Annotated in this window: 17 protein-coding genes and 1 riboswitch; of the genes, 4 read left to right on the top strand and 13 right to left on the bottom strand. The window is 27.2% G+C overall.

Annotated features, from left to right (window positions below; translation table 11 throughout):
• Positions 1–71: 71 nt before the first annotated feature.
• The 10 genes from KGF46_RS11345 to KGF46_RS11390 all read right to left on the bottom strand — a co-directional run bounded on the left by KGF46_RS11345 (position 72) and on the right by KGF46_RS11390 (position 10,517).
• Complete coding sequence (locus KGF46_RS11345; protein WP_227829404.1) at positions 72–572, bottom strand: QueT transporter family protein; 501 nt, start codon at positions 570–572, stop codon at positions 72–74.
• Between the two features lie 282 nt (positions 573–854).
• On the bottom strand, positions 855–1,163 hold the full coding sequence (locus KGF46_RS11350) for a hypothetical protein (RefSeq protein WP_227829405.1): 309 nt from the start codon (positions 1,161–1,163) through the stop codon (positions 855–857).
• Between the two features lie 142 nt (positions 1,164–1,305).
• Positions 1,306–3,570 carry a molybdopterin cofactor-binding domain-containing protein gene (locus KGF46_RS11355; protein ID WP_227861984.1) on the bottom strand — a complete coding sequence of 755 codons (2,265 nt, stop codon included), beginning with the start codon at positions 3,568–3,570 and terminating at the stop codon, positions 1,306–1,308.
• Between the two features lie 3 nt (positions 3,571–3,573).
• Entirely contained in the window at positions 3,574–4,023 is a 450-nt protein-coding gene (locus KGF46_RS11360; protein ID WP_227829407.1) for a (2Fe-2S)-binding protein, read from the bottom strand.
• On the bottom strand, positions 4,023–4,811 hold the full coding sequence (locus KGF46_RS11365) for an FAD binding domain-containing protein (RefSeq protein WP_227841588.1): 789 nt from the start codon (positions 4,809–4,811) through the stop codon (positions 4,023–4,025). The genes KGF46_RS11360 and KGF46_RS11365 overlap by 1 nt, the downstream gene beginning before the upstream one ends.
• 193 nt (positions 4,812–5,004) lie before the next feature.
• Complete coding sequence (locus KGF46_RS11370; protein WP_227829409.1) at positions 5,005–6,273, bottom strand: cation:proton antiporter; 1,269 nt, start codon at positions 6,271–6,273, stop codon at positions 5,005–5,007.
• 343 nt (positions 6,274–6,616) lie between these two features.
• Positions 6,617–6,778, bottom strand: coding sequence for a DNA polymerase III (locus tag KGF46_RS11375; RefSeq protein WP_227829410.1), 162 nt, complete (start codon positions 6,776–6,778; stop codon positions 6,617–6,619).
• A gap of 204 nt (positions 6,779–6,982) precedes the next feature.
• Entirely contained in the window at positions 6,983–8,062 is a 1,080-nt protein-coding gene (locus KGF46_RS11380; RefSeq protein ID WP_227829411.1) for a lysylphosphatidylglycerol synthase transmembrane domain-containing protein, read from the bottom strand.
• Between the two features lie 103 nt (positions 8,063–8,165).
• On the bottom strand, positions 8,166–9,761 hold the full coding sequence (locus tag KGF46_RS11385) for a putative ABC transporter permease subunit (protein WP_227829412.1): 1,596 nt from the start codon (positions 9,759–9,761) through the stop codon (positions 8,166–8,168).
• Between the two features lie 48 nt (positions 9,762–9,809).
• Entirely contained in the window at positions 9,810–10,517 is a 708-nt protein-coding gene (locus KGF46_RS11390) for an ABC transporter ATP-binding protein (protein ID WP_227829413.1), read from the bottom strand.
• Positions 10,518–10,794: 277 nt separating this feature from the next.
• On the opposite strand from KGF46_RS11390, the gene KGF46_RS11395 reads away from it, so the two are divergent.
• Positions 10,795–11,940 carry a DEAD/DEAH box helicase gene (locus KGF46_RS11395; protein ID WP_227829414.1) on the top strand — a complete coding sequence of 382 codons (1,146 nt, stop codon included), beginning with the start codon at positions 10,795–10,797 and terminating at the stop codon, positions 11,938–11,940.
• 92 nt (positions 11,941–12,032) lie between these two features.
• Here the strand turns inward: KGF46_RS11395 and KGF46_RS11400 are convergent, their stop codons facing one another.
• Positions 12,033–13,409: an NCS2 family permease gene (locus KGF46_RS11400; protein ID WP_227829415.1), complete on the bottom strand. Its 1,377-nt coding sequence runs from the start codon at positions 13,407–13,409 to the stop codon at positions 12,033–12,035.
• A 93-nt stretch (positions 13,410–13,502) separates the two neighbouring features.
• A riboswitch (purine riboswitch) is annotated at positions 13,503–13,605 on the bottom strand.
• Between the two features lie 266 nt (positions 13,606–13,871).
• Here KGF46_RS11400 and KGF46_RS11405 point away from each other — a divergent pair.
• Positions 13,872–15,218 (top strand): MATE family efflux transporter, encoded by a 1,347-nt coding sequence (locus tag KGF46_RS11405; RefSeq protein WP_227856370.1) that lies wholly within the window; start codon positions 13,872–13,874, stop codon positions 15,216–15,218.
• A 63-nt stretch (positions 15,219–15,281) separates the two neighbouring features.
• On the top strand, positions 15,282–16,676 hold the full coding sequence (locus KGF46_RS11410) for an SLC13 family permease (RefSeq protein WP_227829417.1): 1,395 nt from the start codon (positions 15,282–15,284) through the stop codon (positions 16,674–16,676).
• A gap of 129 nt (positions 16,677–16,805) precedes the next feature.
• Here the strand turns inward: KGF46_RS11410 and fsa are convergent, their stop codons facing one another.
• Positions 16,806–17,480 (bottom strand): fructose-6-phosphate aldolase, encoded by a 675-nt coding sequence (gene fsa, locus KGF46_RS11415; protein ID WP_227850303.1) that lies wholly within the window; start codon positions 17,478–17,480, stop codon positions 16,806–16,808.
• A 286-nt stretch (positions 17,481–17,766) separates the two neighbouring features.
• Between fsa and KGF46_RS11420 the strand changes: the two genes are divergently transcribed.
• The gene (locus KGF46_RS11420) at positions 17,767–18,531 is read left to right on the top strand and encodes a DeoR/GlpR family DNA-binding transcription regulator (protein ID WP_227829419.1); all 765 of its coding nucleotides are present in this window, start codon (positions 17,767–17,769) and stop codon (positions 18,529–18,531) included.
• 273 nt (positions 18,532–18,804) lie between these two features.
• Here KGF46_RS11420 and KGF46_RS11425 read toward each other — a convergent pair whose 3' ends face one another.
• Positions 18,805–19,026, bottom strand: a complete 222-nt coding sequence (locus KGF46_RS11425; protein WP_227434761.1) for a hypothetical protein — start codon at positions 19,024–19,026, stop codon at positions 18,805–18,807.
• Between the last annotated feature and the right edge of the window lie 200 nt (positions 19,027–19,226).

The raw sequence follows: 19,226 nt of genomic DNA on the forward strand, positions 1-19,226 counted from the left end.
AAAATCCCCCTTATAATAATACTATTCTTAATCTACACTAATTTTTAATCTACAAAATAACACTCTTCACTCTAAAACTTAATGTCAATGATATTTCTATATTTTTTCATTAAAAAACAAAAGAATGGTACTCCTACCAATGTTACTACTACAAATTCTCCAAAACCTACTTGTATCATCGATAATATTAGAGGAAGTCCAAAAAATATATTTAGCATTAGTCCAACTACAATTGCATTTATGATAGTAGGCCATATAGAAGCTATAATTAATGTGCTCTTATTTTGACCTCCTAACTTACTAGTAATATAGACTAAACTTGCACTTACAAATGTGGCAAATGTTCCAAAAATTATATCAGGTACACCATATGGACCTATTACATTTGCTAAAAAACAACCCAATGTAAGACCTACTATATATCCCTTATCTAAAAATGCTAGAAGCATCATAATCTCTGCTATCCTAAATTGTATTGGTCCATAACTTATAAATCCCAATGATAAAGTTAAAACTGCATAAATTGATGTAACAGCTGCTGTTACTGCTATATTGATACTATTTCTTCTCATATACCTCTCCTAGTAAAAATTTTATTGCTAAAAATTAATAACATAATTTTATTTTATACAAAATTTATAAACTTAAACAATAATTTCAAATAAATAAATTACTTTGACGAACTATTTTATTAATCTAATTTATATTATACAATAGAATACATATAAAATTAAATAGTTAGATTTTAAATATATGTTATAATTATCATATATTTAGATTAAAATAAGTTTATATCTTAATTAAAAACATTAAAAAAGAGCCTTAAAATTAGGCTCTAATAATTTATTTTAAAATCAATGAACTCTAGTATCTTTTAATTTAGATAATATCATCCAAGTTCCTACACAATCAATTTCTAGTTGTTTCTCTATTTCATCATATAGCATTTCTTGATATGATGTATTTAAAACAACATTTTCAACAAGTTTAGAAATTTCTTCTTCTGCGAAGTCAATTTCTATTTGATTCTTCATTTCCTTAAAAAATACCCTTGCTTTCCTCTGACTTATTGAACGACCCTCAAAGCTGACTAAACATTCTAAAATGTTATTATCTCCTCTAAAATTATTTACTGCTCTCATATTATTTAGATTTCCAGCCAAAACATCATCCCCTTAGTTAATTTTATATTTTACAAGTAAGATTTCATAATATTATAATAACTACTTATTAAATATCTTTCAACAGGTATAACATAACTGGTTGTTTAACATGTAAAACTAGTCTAAAATCTGTATAAAATACTTACTTATTCATTGCCATAAAAACTTTTTCAGGTGTAATAGGAAGTGTATTTACTCTAACCCCAACACCATTAAAAACAGCTTCTTGTATTGCTGGTAAAGGTGTATTTATAACAACTTCTCCAACAGATTTAGCTCCAAAAGGTCCTGTTGGCTCATAATTTTCAACAAAATCAACTTCCACATCTCCAATATCACATCTAGCTGGAATCTTATATTGCATAAATGTGTTTGTATCCATGTTACCTTTTTCTGTATATCTAACTTCTTCAAACATTGCCATTCCAATACCTTGAACAATTCCACCTTCAACCTGTATCTTTGCTAAGTTTTTATTTATAACTGTTCCACAGTCCACTATGGCTACATAATTTAATAAATCAATTTTTCCAGTTTCTTTGTCAATTTCAGTTTCTGCAAAACCAGCTATAAAAGGTGGTGGTGATACTGGACTACCATGAGATGCAAGCCCTATTAATTGATTAGTATTTGGTCCAATTGTAGAGTCAACTGCTATATCAAATAATGAAGTACTGCATTCTCTACTAGTTAATTTTATACCATCAAATTCTACTTCTTCTTTATCTACACCTAGTTTATTTGCTCCAGCAGATATTATTTTATCTCTCAAGTCTTGAGCTGCTTTAACTACTGCCATTCCAGTTACATAGGTAGTACTTGAAGCATATGAACCTGGGTCATATGGAACCAAGTCTGTATCTGCTGATATAACTGTTATATTTTCAATACTTGTCTCAAGAATTTCAGCAGCCATTTGTGCTAAAATTGTGTCACTTCCTGTGCCCATATCAGTAGAACCTATCATAAGTGTATAGTCTCCGCAGTCATTTAGTTTTATTTCAGCTGAGGATTTGTCAAGACCTTGTATACCAGAACCCTGCATAGTAATTGCCATACCCACACTTCTAACTTTTCCATTTTCAAGATGCTTACAAGGATATTTTTCATCCCATCCGATAAGTTCTTTACCTTTATTTATACATTTTACTAAGTCTACACTATTTAAAGTTTTTCCATATGCAAAGGTAGTTTCACCTTGTGTTACTACATTTTTTAATCTTAAATCTGTTGGGTCCATTTTTAATTTATCAGCTAACATATTTATAGTTGATTCAACAGCAAAACAACCTTGAGAAGCTCCATACCCTCTAAGTGCACCGGCTGGCATTTTATTAGTATATACTACATCTGCAACAAACCTTGTTGCTTCAACCTTATTATACATTGGTAAAGTCTTCTCCCCAACTAGACCAATAGTTGTAGAAGCATGTTCTCCATATGCTCCTGTATCTGAAAGTGCATTTATATCTATAGCTTTTATTGTTCCATCATTAGTGGCACCTAGTCGAACTTTTAGTTTCATTGCATGTCTACTAGTCGAACAATTAAAAGTTTCTTTTCTATCATATATTATTTTAGCTGGTTTACCTGTTTTTAAAGTTACAATAGCTGAAAAAATCTCAACACAAGCAGTTTGTTTACCACCAAAACCACCACCAATTCTAGGTTTTATAACTCTAATTTTACTAGCTGGTAGTTCTAATGCACGGGATAGATGCCTTTTAACATGAAATGGTATTTGAGTTGAACTTACTACAACTAGTCTTCCAGCATGGTCTAAATAGTTATATGCTCTATACGTCTCCATCATTGCATGGGCTTGAGCTTGAGTATAATATGTTTCTTCAATCACTATGTCACAATTACTTAATACTTTTTCTATATCACCTTTTGTATAGTCATGATGTGACACTATATTCTTTTCTCTCTGCATGCCTATTTCAAAATTACAATGTCTATCTTCATCATGTACTATAGTTTTATTTCCGATTGCCTCTTCAAAATTCAAAACAGGTGTTAGTACTTCATAATTTACCTTTATAAGATTCATTGCTTTAACTGCACTTTTCTCATCTATAGCTGCAACTATAGCTACCTCATCGCCAACATATCTCACAACATCTTCAAGAATTAGCCTATCATAAGGTGATGGTTCTGGATATGTTTGACCAGCAAGTGTAAATCTAGATTTAGGTACATCTTTATATGTTAAAATACATTCAACACCATCAACCATTTCTGCCTTTGATGTATCTATATCTTTTATCTTTGCATAAGCATAAGGGCTTCTAAGTATCTTTACTATTAAAGCATCTTTTGCTGCTAAATCATCAGTATATACAGGTTTTCCTGTTGTTATACTCATTCCATCTATTTTTTCAATTCCTTTTCCAACTATATTCATATTCTACTTTACCTCCAGATAAGTTTTGATAGCTCTTAACTGTCCCATATATCCTGTACATCTACATAAATTTCCTGTTAAATAATGTTTTATTTCTTCATCTGTAGGGTTCTTAAGTTCATCTTTCATTGCAAGTACAGTAAGTATAAAACCAGGAGAGCAGAAACCACATTGTTCAGCTCCTTCTTTTACCAAAACTTCACTAAATTCTTTAACTTCATTTTCTAAACCTTCAATTGTAATTATCTCTTTATTTAAAACTCTCAAAGTTAATGTCGCACAAGATAATGTAGGTTTCTTATCTATTAAAACTGTACAGAGACCACAACACCCTGTATCACAACCCCTTTTTACACTTAAATTGCCCACTTTTCTTAAAGTATCAACCAAATATTCCTCTGGTTCTATATCAACATTTTTCATTTTTCCATTTATATTAAGCTTCACTAACATTAAATAACCTCCATTATAGCTCTTTTTAAAAGTACTTTACTCATGGCTTTTCTATAGTCTTTAGATGCTCTCATATTAGAACCAAATGTTAATTCCTCTGAAGCCATTTCTATTGCCCTATCTATATTAGATTCATTAATTTCATTATTAGATAAAAACTCACTAGCTTTTTTTGCAACTGTAGCTTTTTGAGGTCTTGCTCCTACACATAGCTTAAAATTCTTACCATATTTTGAAACAGACACATTTAAAATAGGATAATCACTTTTTGCATTTCTCAATGACTTATAAGAAGCATTTTTATTTTCCTTCTTTATATACACCTTAATCAATAAGTCTTTCTCATAATCTCTATCTAAAAATTCTTCAAGGCTAATTCTTCCACCTTTATATAACTCTACTTCTGTATCTAATGAAAGCAATGCCACTATCAAATCAGAAAACCCATATTTAGAAAATACTGTTGCACCAACTGTTACTACATTTCTAAACTGAATTCCTATTATATCTTTAACTGAATCTTCTAGTATTTTGCCAAAATTATCTTTTATTATTGAGTTTGTTTCCAATGTTCTAAAAGTCGTCATAGAACCGATTTCAACATACTCTTTATCTTCTTTTATATAATCTAGGTTTAAGTTAGATAACTCTACTCCTGTCCCTATTCTTTTTTTCCCCATTCTTAAAAAAGCACTTCCACCAATTACTTGATTAGTTTTTCTTTTATTTAAAATTGAGTACGCTTCTTCTACTGTATTTGGTTGTACAATATCTATAACCGTAAACATAAATTTCCTCCCTTATTCGCTATTCTTATTTTAAATACAACTAATTATATCACAGCTTCAACAAATTTTGATAATAAATATATGCAATATGTAAATTATGTAAATTTATTTTTATATAAAAAATGGCTATTTCAATAATTATCACTAGATAACCTTAAAATAGCCATTATTATGTATCCTTTAAAGTAAAAAACTAAAAAGTTGATACCTTTTCGCTTATATTTATCACTTCTTCTTCTAATAATCCAAGTTTTTTAGCTACCAATTTCGTAGTGCTTCCTTGTATTACTAATGTAATTAATATAGACATAAATACTACTGATGAAATTACTTCATATCCAGGAACTTTCATTGCTGAAATAATACCACAAAGTGCAGCTGGTATTACACCCGTTTCTCTTACCCACATCATAAACAATATTTCATTTTTACTCCATTTTGCTTCTCTATCTGCAAGTGCACATACTAAAACACAAATTGGTCTTGCTATAAACATTAATACTAACACTGCAATTACAGATGGTACAAAATATTTACCTAACTGAGCCAAATTAACTTGACTACCTAATATTATGAATATCGCCATACGACAAATAGTTCCTAAAGTCTCAGCAACATAAAAATCTGCATCATAAGATTTTTGGCTTAGCCATATTTTAAAGTTTTTCTTGTTACCAGTTATTATACCTACAATAAAGCAAGACATATATCCACTTCCGCCTAATTTTGTAGATAATTCATATGCAACCACAACTGAAATAACAGATATTATTGGTGCAAAATCTTTAAATATACCATATGGTTTATCATTAACCAATTTCAAAAGCAGTATTCCTGTAATTAAACCAACGACAATTCCGACAACAACCATTGTACCTAATTCATAAATATTTTCACTTAAGGAAAACTTATTTGATAAAATTACAGCTAACACTGCTGATGTTAATATAGCTCCTGTTGCATCATTAAAAGCTGACTCACTTATTACAGTTTGTTTTACTCTATCCTTTATCTTTACCTGATTAAATATAGGTACAAGAGTAGCTGGGTCTGTTGATGCTATTATAGTTCCTGCTAATAAAGCAGTCATTGCACTTACTCCAAAAGTAAATCCTATTACTTGTTGCATTATAAAAGCAGATATCACAACTCCTACAGTGGCCAGTAAAAATACAGATATCTTTACATTTCTCAAAACCTTTAAACTTATCTCTTTCCCACCTAAATATAATATAAATGCAGAACCAAATGTAAGTATCAGTTGATTTTCTATTTGGAATCCACGAATATCTATAAATTTCAAAAATGATGGCCCTATTAAAATACCTACAAGTAAAAATAATACAACATCTGGAACTTTTACTATTTCGCTAAGTTTGCTGCAAATTATTCCAGTTATACTCACAATAGCAAAAATTATCAATAAATTATTGCTAGCAATTGTATGTATAGATGATTCCATGTCAGTCTCTCCTCCTAATATGCATGTATACAACATACTTATTTATTCATTTTACTATACAATTATAGCACACAAATAAATGCTATCAATCATTTTTTTTATCACTTGCAACTTTACCTTCATTTTTGACAATTAAATAACGCTTATATAATTTTATCTTTTTTTTTCTACCAAGAAAAGGTTGATTTTGTCAAGTTTTATGCATCTATAAAATAACGTTATCCTAATACAGGTGTATTTTAGATAATTTTCGACTTTTTTTTCTATTAAAATAAGTTTAAATTTAACAATAAAACATTTCATTATATTATTTTTTTAAAACACACCATTTTCAACTATTCCATTAACTTGGACGATTGATTTTTTTCTTATCTATTCTATCTCCAAGCATACTACCTATATTTTTATTTGGATATAGTTCTTCAGCAATTTCGACTTTATTATCACTATTTTTTTTAATATTAAAATTACTTATTTGCTTTTCATTTTTTTTATTTTGTTTCATTTTTTCTCCTTTCTAAATAATATAGAATTTGTATTTACTACTTATTATTTCAAATTTCTATAATTTTAATCAAAAAAGGGAAATATCTCAATATAATACAACTTATTTTAGCAGTGTATTTATATTTAGAATTTCCCTAATAATAATTTTGTCGATTAAATTTGACAGACTAAGTAATTTATATTTCTTTTTATTTTCTAATAATTAAACTTTTTCAATAACTTCTTCTAAACTAGAATTACTTTTATTGTCACGTTTCCAGTTATTCAATGTATAATGTGTTCTAAATGTAAACAATCCTGAAATTATTAATAACATATAATATACAAATCCACTATACAAAAGCACTGAATATCCCAATAATTCTTTTGGAATTATGTTTGAGAACATGGTAAAAAATGTAACTTCATTTGCTCCAACATTTCCTGGTGTTGGAACTGGTGATATTGCCATGTATAAAAATACTTGCAATGTCATTATATGTATATATGATACTCCTTTTAAATTTGAAGCTTTATACACACAATAAACTATACTAAAGTATGCTATGAGTTGTAGTGCAGTAAGCAATATGCTCAAAACTAAAATTCTTACATTTTTAATAAATATCTTTATAGAATAATTGTAGTCATCAATATAATGATTTATTCTATCTCTTTTTAAATCTAAAAACTTAAATGCTTTAAATTTAGATAAAAAATTAATCAAAATCTCTGCTACCATTTTTACTTGCTTAGGACTAAATACTATTAAGAGCCCACCTAATAACATGCTTACATTCATGGTCATCCCAGCGGCGATTAAAACTCTAACTGAATGTACTTGTTCCATTAATAATGACTTATTCAATAAAATTAAAATTCCACAAAATATAGTAACTGTACTTTGAAATACAACAGTCTTATTAGTAACTATGGCTACTGATTTACTGAGACTAACATCATACTTTGTAAGTGCATATATTTGCATTGGCTGACTCCCAGATGCAAAGGGAGTAACTAAATTATAATAAAATCCCATTGTGGCCATTTTAATACCTATAAATTTTACTTTTGTTTTTTGAACTGCATTTATTATCAAATGTGTCACAATAGATTCAATTATCATATATATTAACATTATTAGTATGCCAAGAAATATATAGGTTTTATTTACTAGACTTATAATTTTAGGTATTAGTTTTACATCTAAAGTGGTTGATACTAAATAAGTAGTAATACATATCAAAAATAGCAAAAATCCATATTGAATAAAATCTTTTTCTTTTTTGGATAATTTTCTCATTTATTTTCTCCTAAATTTTTTCATATCACTATACAATAGTATACTACTTAGCATATTCTTTGCAATACCTTAAAAAATAAGTCTTTTTTTAACACAAATATATCTATAAATTTTTAAATATTTTTACTCCTTTAATTGAAATAATTCTCCATAGCATAAAGTCTAATATAAGAGTAAGCACACTTGCTAAAATCAAATACATATTTAGAAATGAAACTTTCAATAACATATATGTGCCTCCAAGTACAACTATATAAATTAATGATGCTAATATTGTAACTATCATACTTGCACTTCTTTTTACTACTGCTACTTCATTTTTCCAATCAAGGTTTGGATAAATCAAATTTGATAACAATCCCATTAAAGCCACAAACAGTGACATAGTTACAATCAAGCAACTTGCTACCATCACAAACTGAATTTCAAAGTTCAGTTTTATAGACACTAATATTAGACATAAAACAGATAGTGGTGCATTTAATAAAAAATTCATCAATATTTTTGACCAAAATATCTCCCTTTCATCTATTGGAGAAGACTTTAGTATCCATAGATTCTTTCCTTCAAAAGAAATTGAACAATATGTTGTGCAGTTAATTACTATTATAAATAGAAACGCACCTAATAACTGTATTTTTATAATACTAAAATCTATATTCATTTTTAGTAACTCACCTATTTTATCAGCTCCAAATGCCAACACACCAATTGTAGCCACTATTAAAAATAACAGACCAATAGAAGAATTCAAAAAGTAAATAAATGAAGAAGTATATCTTCTAAATTCTTTTTTCAATAGAGCCTTTGAAGGTTTTGAAATTTTTTGACTTTTAAATTTATAGTTTTTAGTCTTATAACTTTCACCCATTCTAGCATTTATATTTGTAAATCCTTTTGCAAACAGAGTTACAAAGACAAAAAATGGTATTAATGATATTGCTATAAATATTAAAAATGAAACTATACTTCCAGTTTTAAGAGCATCAACAAAATAGTATATAGGTGGATATATTTTATTAATTGTTTCTGAAATAGATACACTATTTTTTAATAACTCAACTGATATAGAGTTTAATTTTGACATGAGTACAGTATAAGCCAAAATTAATATTACACTACCTATGATTAACACTAAATTTTTATATTTTAGTCTTGATGATAGCTGTCCTATGAATAAGAAAATTATTGATGAAACAACTATTGGTAGTAATGGCAGAGCCAAAAATAATAATATTAAATAAGGAAAATATGTTATATTTACATCGACATTTAAAAAATAAACTACTGCTGGTATAATCATACACACTGAAGAAAACAAATAATTAGTTCCAACTAACATTAATATTTTACTAGCCAATATAGTAGATTCTTTTATTGGCAAACTAGTTAATAACTCTAAATCCTTCGCTTGAAACAGATATGATGAAGTTTTATATAATGATGTAACAATTACCATTACTGTTGATAATCCAAAGCCAAACACAAGTAGCATTTCCATTTGATTTATTTGTTTTAAAATATCAACTAGAAAAAGGCTTAAACTTGTTACATAAAATATTAATAGCCCTGCTACAACAACCATTGAAAACATCATTCCTATTATTTTTTGTTTTTCTTTGCTGTCTATATTTTTTAAAGCATTCAATTTAAACTCATTTATTATATTAGTTTTTATTAATATACTTAGATTACTCATAATTTATCATACCTCACTTTAGATATTATATTCTGTAAAAATATCACTTTATTTTTCTATTAATTCCATAAAAATATTTTCAAGAGAATTGTTTCCTTTCACTTCTTCAGTAGTTCCATAAGCAATTATATTTCCATCTTTTATTATGGCAATCTTATCACAGATTTTTTCAGCAACTTCTAATACATGTGTTGAGAAAAATATACAACCACCTTTTTTACAAAACTCCTTCATGATTTCCTTTAATATAAAGGAAGCTTTTGGGTCAAGACCTACAAAAGGTTCATCAAGAATTAGAATTTTAGGATTATGGATTAAAGCTGAAATTATAGCTAGTTTTTGTTTCATACCATGTGAATACGAAGATATTAAATCACCTAATGCCTTATTAATTTCAAATTTATTTGAATAATATTTTATTAATTCCTCTCTTTCCTTTTTATCTACCTCAAATATATCTGCTATAAAGTTAAGGTATTGTATTCCAGTTAAAGCTTCATACAAATCTGGATTATCAGGAATATATGCCATTTCCTTTTTGCACTCAACAGATTGTTTTTTTATAGATTTAGAGTTTATAAGTATTTCTCCTCCCTCAAAATCATGTATCCCAACAATTGCTTTAATAGTAGTAGTTTTTCCTGCACCATTATGACCTATAAAGCCAAAAATCTCTCCATCATTTACCTCAAATGAAATATTATTTACTACCTTTTTATTTTTATATGATTTAGATATATTGCTTATCTTTAACATAATTTCCCTCCATATTATATATTATAGTTTTAATACTTGTTATATATAATATATAACAAGCATTAAACAATTACAACTACAATTTGCTAAATTTTCAAATTTATATATTAGGCAATTGTAAAAATACTGAAATCAATATAAATATACAAAAAACATCTATATTTACTTCTAAATTGCATATAATTATAAAATAATGTATAGTTCGATTTGACTAAACAATGTATAATAAGAAATAGTTAGCTACAATAATATAAGTTTTTAATAGAAGGAGCAAAAGATGAACACATTTGAACAATTAAAAATAAGTTCTACTCTAATAAACGGACTTAAAAAACAAGACATAACTTCTCCAACAGAAGTTCAGTCACTTGTTATAGAAAATATAATGCAAAATAAAGATTTATTAATCAACTCACAAACTGGAACAGGAAAAACACTTGCATATGTTTTACCTATATTTGAAAAAATTGATACATCAAAAAGAGAAACTCAGGCTCTTATACTTGCACCAACACATGAATTAGTAATGCAAATTACAAATCAAATTGAATTATTAGCAAAAAACTCAGAAATTCCTTTGACTTCACTAGCCTTAATTGGAGAAGTTAATATACAAAAACAAATAAAAAATATAAAGTCTGTAAAACCTCATATAGTAATAGGAACTTGTGGAAGAATTTTAGACTTGATAAAACAGAAGAAGTTAAAATCACACAACATAAAAACTATCGTTTTAGATGAAGTAGACAATTTATTGAATGGTAAAAATATAACTTGTGTAGAAGACATCATAAAAACTACATTAAGAGATAGACAAATCATAGGTTGTTCTGCAAGTCTTACTGATAGTACTATAAAAATTTGTGATAAATTTATGAAAGAATTGGAAATAATAAAAACAAAAGAAAAATCACAGATAAATCCTAATATAAACCATACATATATGTTGGGAGAAATAAGAGATAAATTTACTTTTCTTAGAAAGACATTAGCTGCTACAAACCCAAAAAGAGCTATTGTATTTGTAAACAATGAAAAAAATATAGATGTTATAGTATCAAAATTAAACTATCATAATTATAAAGCAATTGGAATTTTTGGAAATATGCCAAAAGAGGATAGGAAAAATGCAATAAATAAATTTAAACTTGGTAAAGCAAAAATTTTAGTTACAACAGATTTATCTGCTCGCGGGCTTGATATAGTAGATATAAGCCATGTTTTTAATTTAGATTTTCCAAATAGTAAAAATGAATATCTGCATAGATGCGGTCGAACTGCTAGAGGAAATCGAAGTGGAGATACTATTTCAATAATAACAAAAAAAGAGTTAGATATTATAAAAGAATTACAAAAAGAATTTAATATAACCATTGTGCCTAAAATCTTAGAAAAGGGAAAATTAGTAGACATATCTAAGTAATACAAAAAAATAAAGAGCTGTAACTTCTTCTCAAAATAGATTAGAAATTATAGCTCTTTATTCTATTAAATTAATTTTTTAAATAATGTCTATTATAATAGCCAAAGTTTTATTATAAATAATATAGCAAGAACAATCATTACTACTGAAACATGTTTCTTATCTTCAGCCTTTTTAGCTCCAAATATGTTGTAAAATACATTTACAAAAACATAAGTTAATATACCTAGAGTTAAACCATCACCTATACTATAAGTTAATGCCATACAAGCAATAGTAACGAAAGCTGGAACACCTTCAGTTATATTGTCAAACTCAATATCCTTAACTGTACCAAGCATTAAGTATCCAACATAAATTAAAGCTGGTGCTGTAGCACATGATGGAATTGCTATAAATACAGGAGAGAAAAACATTGCAACTAAGAATAAAACTCCAACTGTTACTGCTGTCCATCCAGTTCTACCACCTGCAATAACCCCTGTTGAACTCTCAACATAAGTTGTAACTGTAGATACTCCAAGCCCTGCACCTACTGTAGTTGCAACTGCATCTGTAAGTAATGCTCTACCTACATTAGGAACATTTCCTTTTTCATCTAGCATATTTGCTTTAGAGCAAACCCCTACTAATGTACCTACTGTATCAAAGAAATCAACAAATAAGAATGTACAAACTATTACAAAGAAACCACCTATGTTTGTTGGATGTAATACATATCCTAAATCTATTTTACCTGCTATTGGTGCTAAACTTTCAAATTTGAATATTCCGCTAGGTAAGTATATACCTAATTTTTGTGCATATTCTGGATTCATAAATGCAAATCCCCAAGCAAGTAATGAACTTACTACTATTCCAAAAAGTATAGAACCTTTAACTCTTTTTTTATCTAATACTGCTACAATTATTAATCCTATACAAGCTATTATTACTGCTGGAGTAAATTTCCCCATCTTTATAAGAGTAGCTTGATCTCCAATTACGATTCCGCAATTAACTAAACCTATAAGTGCAATAAATATACCTATACCACCTGTAACAGCAAGTTTCATATTCTTTGGTATTGCATTTACAACAGCTTCACGAACTCCACTTACTGATAATATTATAAAAATGATACCTTCTACAAATACTGCTGTAAGAGCTACTCCCCAAGGAACACCCATTTGTAAGACTACTGTGTATGCAAAAAATGCATTAAGACCCATACCTGATGCTAAAGCAAAAGGAAGATTAGCAACCATTCCCATTAAAATACATCCAAATGCTGCTGCTAGACATGTCCCTGTAACAAGAGCACCTGCTGGCATCCCTGTTGCTGATAAAATGTTTGGATTTACAGCTATTATATAAGCCATAGTTAAAAAAGTAGTTACACCAGCAATTACTTCTTTCTTCATGTCGACATTTTTATTAGTCAAAATTGGAAAAAGTTTCTGCATGGTACTACTGTTTGTTGTTTGCATAACAACACCTCCTATTAAATTTTACAAAAAAACGACACAGTAACTAATAAGCTGAGTCGTATCCTTCATAATTTAGTTAAATAAATATTTATTTAACTAAATAATAGTATACATAGTCAGAATATTTACGGTATTCCGGTAGAAACTTATGACCCGTATTGTCAAAATTATATGTTATACAATATAAAACATGAATTTTTCTTTACGAATATTATTTTAATTTATATAGTTAATTTTGTCAATATATGCGTATATATTAGAATAAATTTGTATTAATATTCGATTATATTAACTGTTAATTTGCTATATCTATGTCATACTTATATTCTTTGCATTTTTATAAAATATATGATTATTTAATACAATTTATTTATAGTAGGGACATAAAGTTTATGTTAAGATTATATTATATTTATTATAGCAACTTGATAATTAATAATTTTTAAATTTGGAGGAATAAGGGTGAAAGATTTAACTACAGGTCATGAGGGAAAATCTATATTCTTTTTTGCTATGCCTATGCTTATTGGTAGTTTATTTCAACAACTATACAATACTGCTGACAGTATTATAGTTGGTAGATTTATTGGTAAAGAAGCTATGGCTGCAGTCTCAGGTGCTAACCCTATAATGTTTTTGCTAGTAGCAATGCTTATGGGTGTTAGTCTTGGTTTTTCTATTTTAATTTCACAGTTTTATGGTTCAGGAGATTTAAAAAAAGTAAAAGCTACTATTGATACTACATATATACTTTTATTTATTGGCTCTATATTAATAAGTGTTATTGGAATAGTATTTGGAGGTCCTATGCTTAAGCTTATGAATACTCCAGAATCAGTTTTTAATCAGTCAAAACTATATCTTACTATAATATTTGGTGGAATCTTATTTTCTGCTGGATACAATTCAGTAAGTGCAATACTTAGAGGACTTGGAGATTCAGTAACTCCACTTTATTTTTTAATAATAGCCACAATTTTAAATATAGTTTTAGATTTAACTTTTATTGTAGTCTTGAAAATGGGAGTTGAAGGCGTTGCACTTGCCACTATAATGGCTCAAGCAGTATCATTCATAATTAGCATAATATATTTAAATAAAAAACACGAAGTACTTAAATTTAAGATTAAAGGAATTATATATGATAATAAAATATTTAAAGATGGTCTTAGATTAGGACTTCCAAGTGGAGTTCAACAGATGTTATTTTCAATTGGCAACATGGCTCTTCAATTTTTAGTTAATAGTTATGGTACATCTGCTATGGCAGCTTTTGGAGCTGGTCTTAGAATAGAAAACTTTATAAGCTTACCTATCATGAACCTTGGTTCTGCTGTTTCCACTTTTGTTGCTCAAAATATAGGTGCTGGAGAAAGTGAAAGGGTTAGAAAAGGAATTCGTGAATCTATAAAAATGACTTTAATTCTAGCAATTATAGTCGTTGCCTTAATCTTATTATTTAGAGAGAACTTAATTTCTTTATTTAATACTGACAAAGAAGTTATTAAAATTGGCTCTTCTTACTTATTTATAATAGGACCTTTTTTCTTATTTATTGGTACTTCCTTTGTACTTTCAAGTGCAATGAAAGGTGCTGGTGATTCTATGTTTGCTCTGATGAGTTCAGTCGTATCTTTATGGCTTGGAAGAATTCCTGCTTCTTATTTATTTTCTAGATTATTTGGAACAGATGGAATTTGGATGGGTATCCCTTTTGGTTGGACTTTAGGTCTTATTGTTACAGTCATCTATTATAAAAAAGGGTATTGGAAAACTAAAGCTATTGTAAATCATAGAATTAATGAATAATCTTTTAATAAAATGTATTCACCTTCATTATGATATAATAAATTATGGAGGTGGATACAAAAAATGGATATTATTCTTAAGCCAAAACAATTTTGTATGACTATTATGGTTACTATAATTCTTTACTTCTTTCTAAATTATAGTTTCAATATAAAATTTTCTATATGCTTATCTTTTTTAACTATCTTAATATGGGCTGTAGACTCTGTTGAAAAAACTGTAGTTGCACTAGTCTTTGTAATATTAGCTTTTATTTTTAATATTGCACCTTTAAGTGTTATTTTACAATTTTTATTTACAGAAAATTTTTATATAATAATCCTTGCTTACATAATTACTAATGCAGTTGCAAAGACAGGTGTTGCAAAAATTATTTCTGAAAAATTAATTTTAAATACTGTAGATACCCCTAAAAAAATGATTTTTTTATCATATATTTTAGGTGTATTATTAATATTTTTCATACCACAACCATTTCCAAGAGTCATTCTTGTGTCCGCCTTTTATAAGGAATTTTTTAAAGAACAACACTTAACTGAAGATTCAAAATCTATACTTCTGTTCAGTATATTTACAGCATCTACATTTACATCAATGTTTTTTGTAAATGGAGATACTCTTTTAAACTATGTAGTCCTAGAACTTGGAAATTGTAATATAAACTGGAGTCAGTGGGCTTTTTATATGTCTGTTCCAACTATAATTACTTGTTTTATAACTTATTTTTTATTTATATTTGTTTTTAAAAAGGAATTGTCTTTAATAAAATTTGTTTCTTGTGATAATCTTAATTCTAGTAAATTTCAATTTTCCTATTCTAATCTGAAAAAAGAGTTTCATTTATTAAGCGATGAACAAAAACACGTATTTTTATGTTTAGGAATAATGTTTTTTATGTTTCTAACTCAATTTATTCATAATTTAAATACACTAATTATAATGTCTATTTGTGTACTTCTTTTGTTGTTAAAAAGAATAATTGGTTTTAATACTTTAAAAGAAATAAATTGGAAAGTTCTTATTTTTTTTATAGCAGCGTTTTCTATTGGAGGAGTGCTAAAGTACTCTGGAGTTGTTGATATAATGGGAAACTATTTAATAAAATTAATTCCAAACTCTTCAAAAACTATTTCAATATTATTTTTAATAACCCTGACAATAGTATTGAATATATGCCTTGGAAGTGCTGTCACTACATCCTCTGTGGTGATACCATTACTTGGAAGTTTACATATATTAAAAGAAAATAGTATTGTTCTTTGCCTTTTTGTTTATATTGTAGTAAGTATACAATACATCCTGCCTTTTCATCATGCAACAATAATGGTTGGACATGGTGAGAATCTATATAATAGTAAGGTTATTTTTAAGTATGGTTTAACCTTAATTCCTTTAACCTATTTTATAATAATCTGTATAACATTCCCTTGGTGGAGATTTATAGGTCTAGAAGTTTGACAAAGATGAAAATATGAATTTTCTTTTTAATAATTTAGAATATTATTATCTTAAGTTAATTCATATTTTCATCTTTTTTATAAAAATCTATTTATAAAATTTCATAAAAACTAATTTTTTATTCTCAAATTAAATGTTATTTGTTTTGCTACCTTTTCCAAAAGTATTTTCCCAATCTTCTATAAACTTATCAACACTCCAATCTGTCAATGGGTGATTCATCATGGATTTACAAATATCATATGGTACTGTAACACTGTGTACTCCACACTTCATTAATTCTATAACCTGTTGTGCATTTTTAAAACTAGCAGCAAGTATCTTTGTATCCATATTATAAGTATCTATTATTTTTACAAGCTCTGAAACCACAGATACACCATCACCAGATATATTATCAAGTCTGTTTACATAAGGTGCAACATAGTTTGCCCCAGCTTTTGCAGCTAAAAATCCCTGATGAGCAGTAAATATTGCAGTAGCAGTTATTTTTATTCCTTTTTTATGAAGGTCTTTTATAGCTCTTAAACCATCTTGTGTTACAGGTATTTTCACATATATGTTTTCTCTCAAACTGCTTATATATAATGCTTCTTCTAATATATCTTCATACTTTGTACTTAATACTTGAGCATGTATAGGCATATCCTCACCTATAATTTCACCAATCTCACTTATAAGTTGCTTAAAATTCTTTTTTTCTTTTGAAACAATACTTGGATTTGTTGTTACACCATCAACTGGTAAATAAGTACATAGCTCTTTAATCTCCTCTATGTTACCTGTATCTAAGATTAGTTGCATTAAAATATCCCCCTTTAAACTTTATTTTTTTATTTTATTTATTCTTATTATATATTGGTTTGGTATTATTTTCAACTTTTTTGTTATTGTTTTTTCTGTTTTTTTATTGTTTGATTTTGTTGTATATTTTTATAATTTCTTTATTTATTAAGTTTTAAATAGACTATTAAGAATAATATACTTTTTATATTAAATTAATTTTGTATTCTATATTAAAATAGTTGATATTTTATCTTTTATCTTATAATATTTACTATAATACTATATTTAGGAAAAGAGGTAAAAGATGTTTGCAGAAGAAAGGATTCAGGCTATATTAAATATCCTAAAAAAAGAAGGAAGAGTTACTGTAAAAGAACTTAGTTCAAAATTTAATGTTACAGAAGATTGTATAAGAAAAGATTTAAAAAATATAGAAAAAATTTCTTCAATACGAAGAATTTATGGTGGAGCTGTACTAGTCAGAGAAACTCTTGAAAACCAAGATACAAAAGATAGAAAAGAAATTAATATACCAACAAAAAAAATAATAGCAGAAAAAGCATTTAATCTAATTACAGATAGAGAAACTATATTTTTAGATATATCTACAATCAATATATTGTTGGCTAAACTTTTAGCTGAAAGCAATAAGAAAGTAACATTGGTCACAAATATGCTAGATATACTAAATGTAGTTACTTCAAAGCCCAATAATTTAAATGTAATTTCTACTGGTGGTTTATTAAATCTTAGCTTAGATGGATTTGTTGGAACTCCAACAATAGAATTTATATCAAGATATAAATTTGATAAAACGTTTATGGGCAGTTGTGGTGTAGATGTATTTAATTCTTCTCTTACAACATTTGAAATTGAAGATGGACTTACAAAAAAAGCTATAATAAATTCAAGTAAAAGAGTATTTATAGTTATGGAAGATAAAAAATTTAAACTTGATGGAAACTTTAAGTTTGCTCATTTAGAGGATATTAGTTCTATAATTACAGAAAAATCACCTACTTCTGATATAGTAAATACTTTATCAGAATTTAATGTGAATGTTTTATAAACCTAATGATATATTTTGCAAATAGATTCAAGAGATAAACTATTATTTTGTAAATATCCTTAAAAACCTTAATTATATATGATTACAGTAATAATCAAATTCAATATTTAAAATTTTAAAATTAACATGATTTAAATATAATATATTTGAAATAGACCTTCTAAACATAATACAGTTATTTTTAGAAAGTCTATTTCTTCTATAAAACCTTTTATAGTCTTTTTTATCTAAAAACTACTATTGACAATAGTACCTAAATCTATAGACAAAACTTTATTTCATTTCATCTTTCATTTGCTTTTCTAAATCTTTTGCAAATTTCTTTTGCTCATATCTTTCCATCATTTCATCTTTCTTCATTTCTAGGTTTACCATAGCACCTTGAGCATCATCTTTTAAGTCTTCAGCAGTATTTTTCATTACATAAGCTGTCTTTTTAGCACCTTCTTTTAAATCTTCTTTCATGTTTTTCATATCTCTTTTAAGTCTATCCATCAAAACTACCTCCTCTGTAAATATAATACTTCCTACAGTTATTTTTCCCAAAATGTATATATTTATTTACTCTATCAAGTATAATTTTTAAGTTATTAAAAGTAATTTAAGACTATCTGAATATATAACGTTTAATAAAGATTCCCTATTTTTCGTTTTAAAATAAAAATAACATCAAGCATATATACTTTACGCTCAAT

Origin of the sequence: Clostridioides sp. ZZV14-6153 (assembly GCF_020657855.1) — a bacterium.
Lineage (GTDB): Bacteria > Bacillota > Clostridia > Peptostreptococcales > Peptostreptococcaceae > Clostridioides.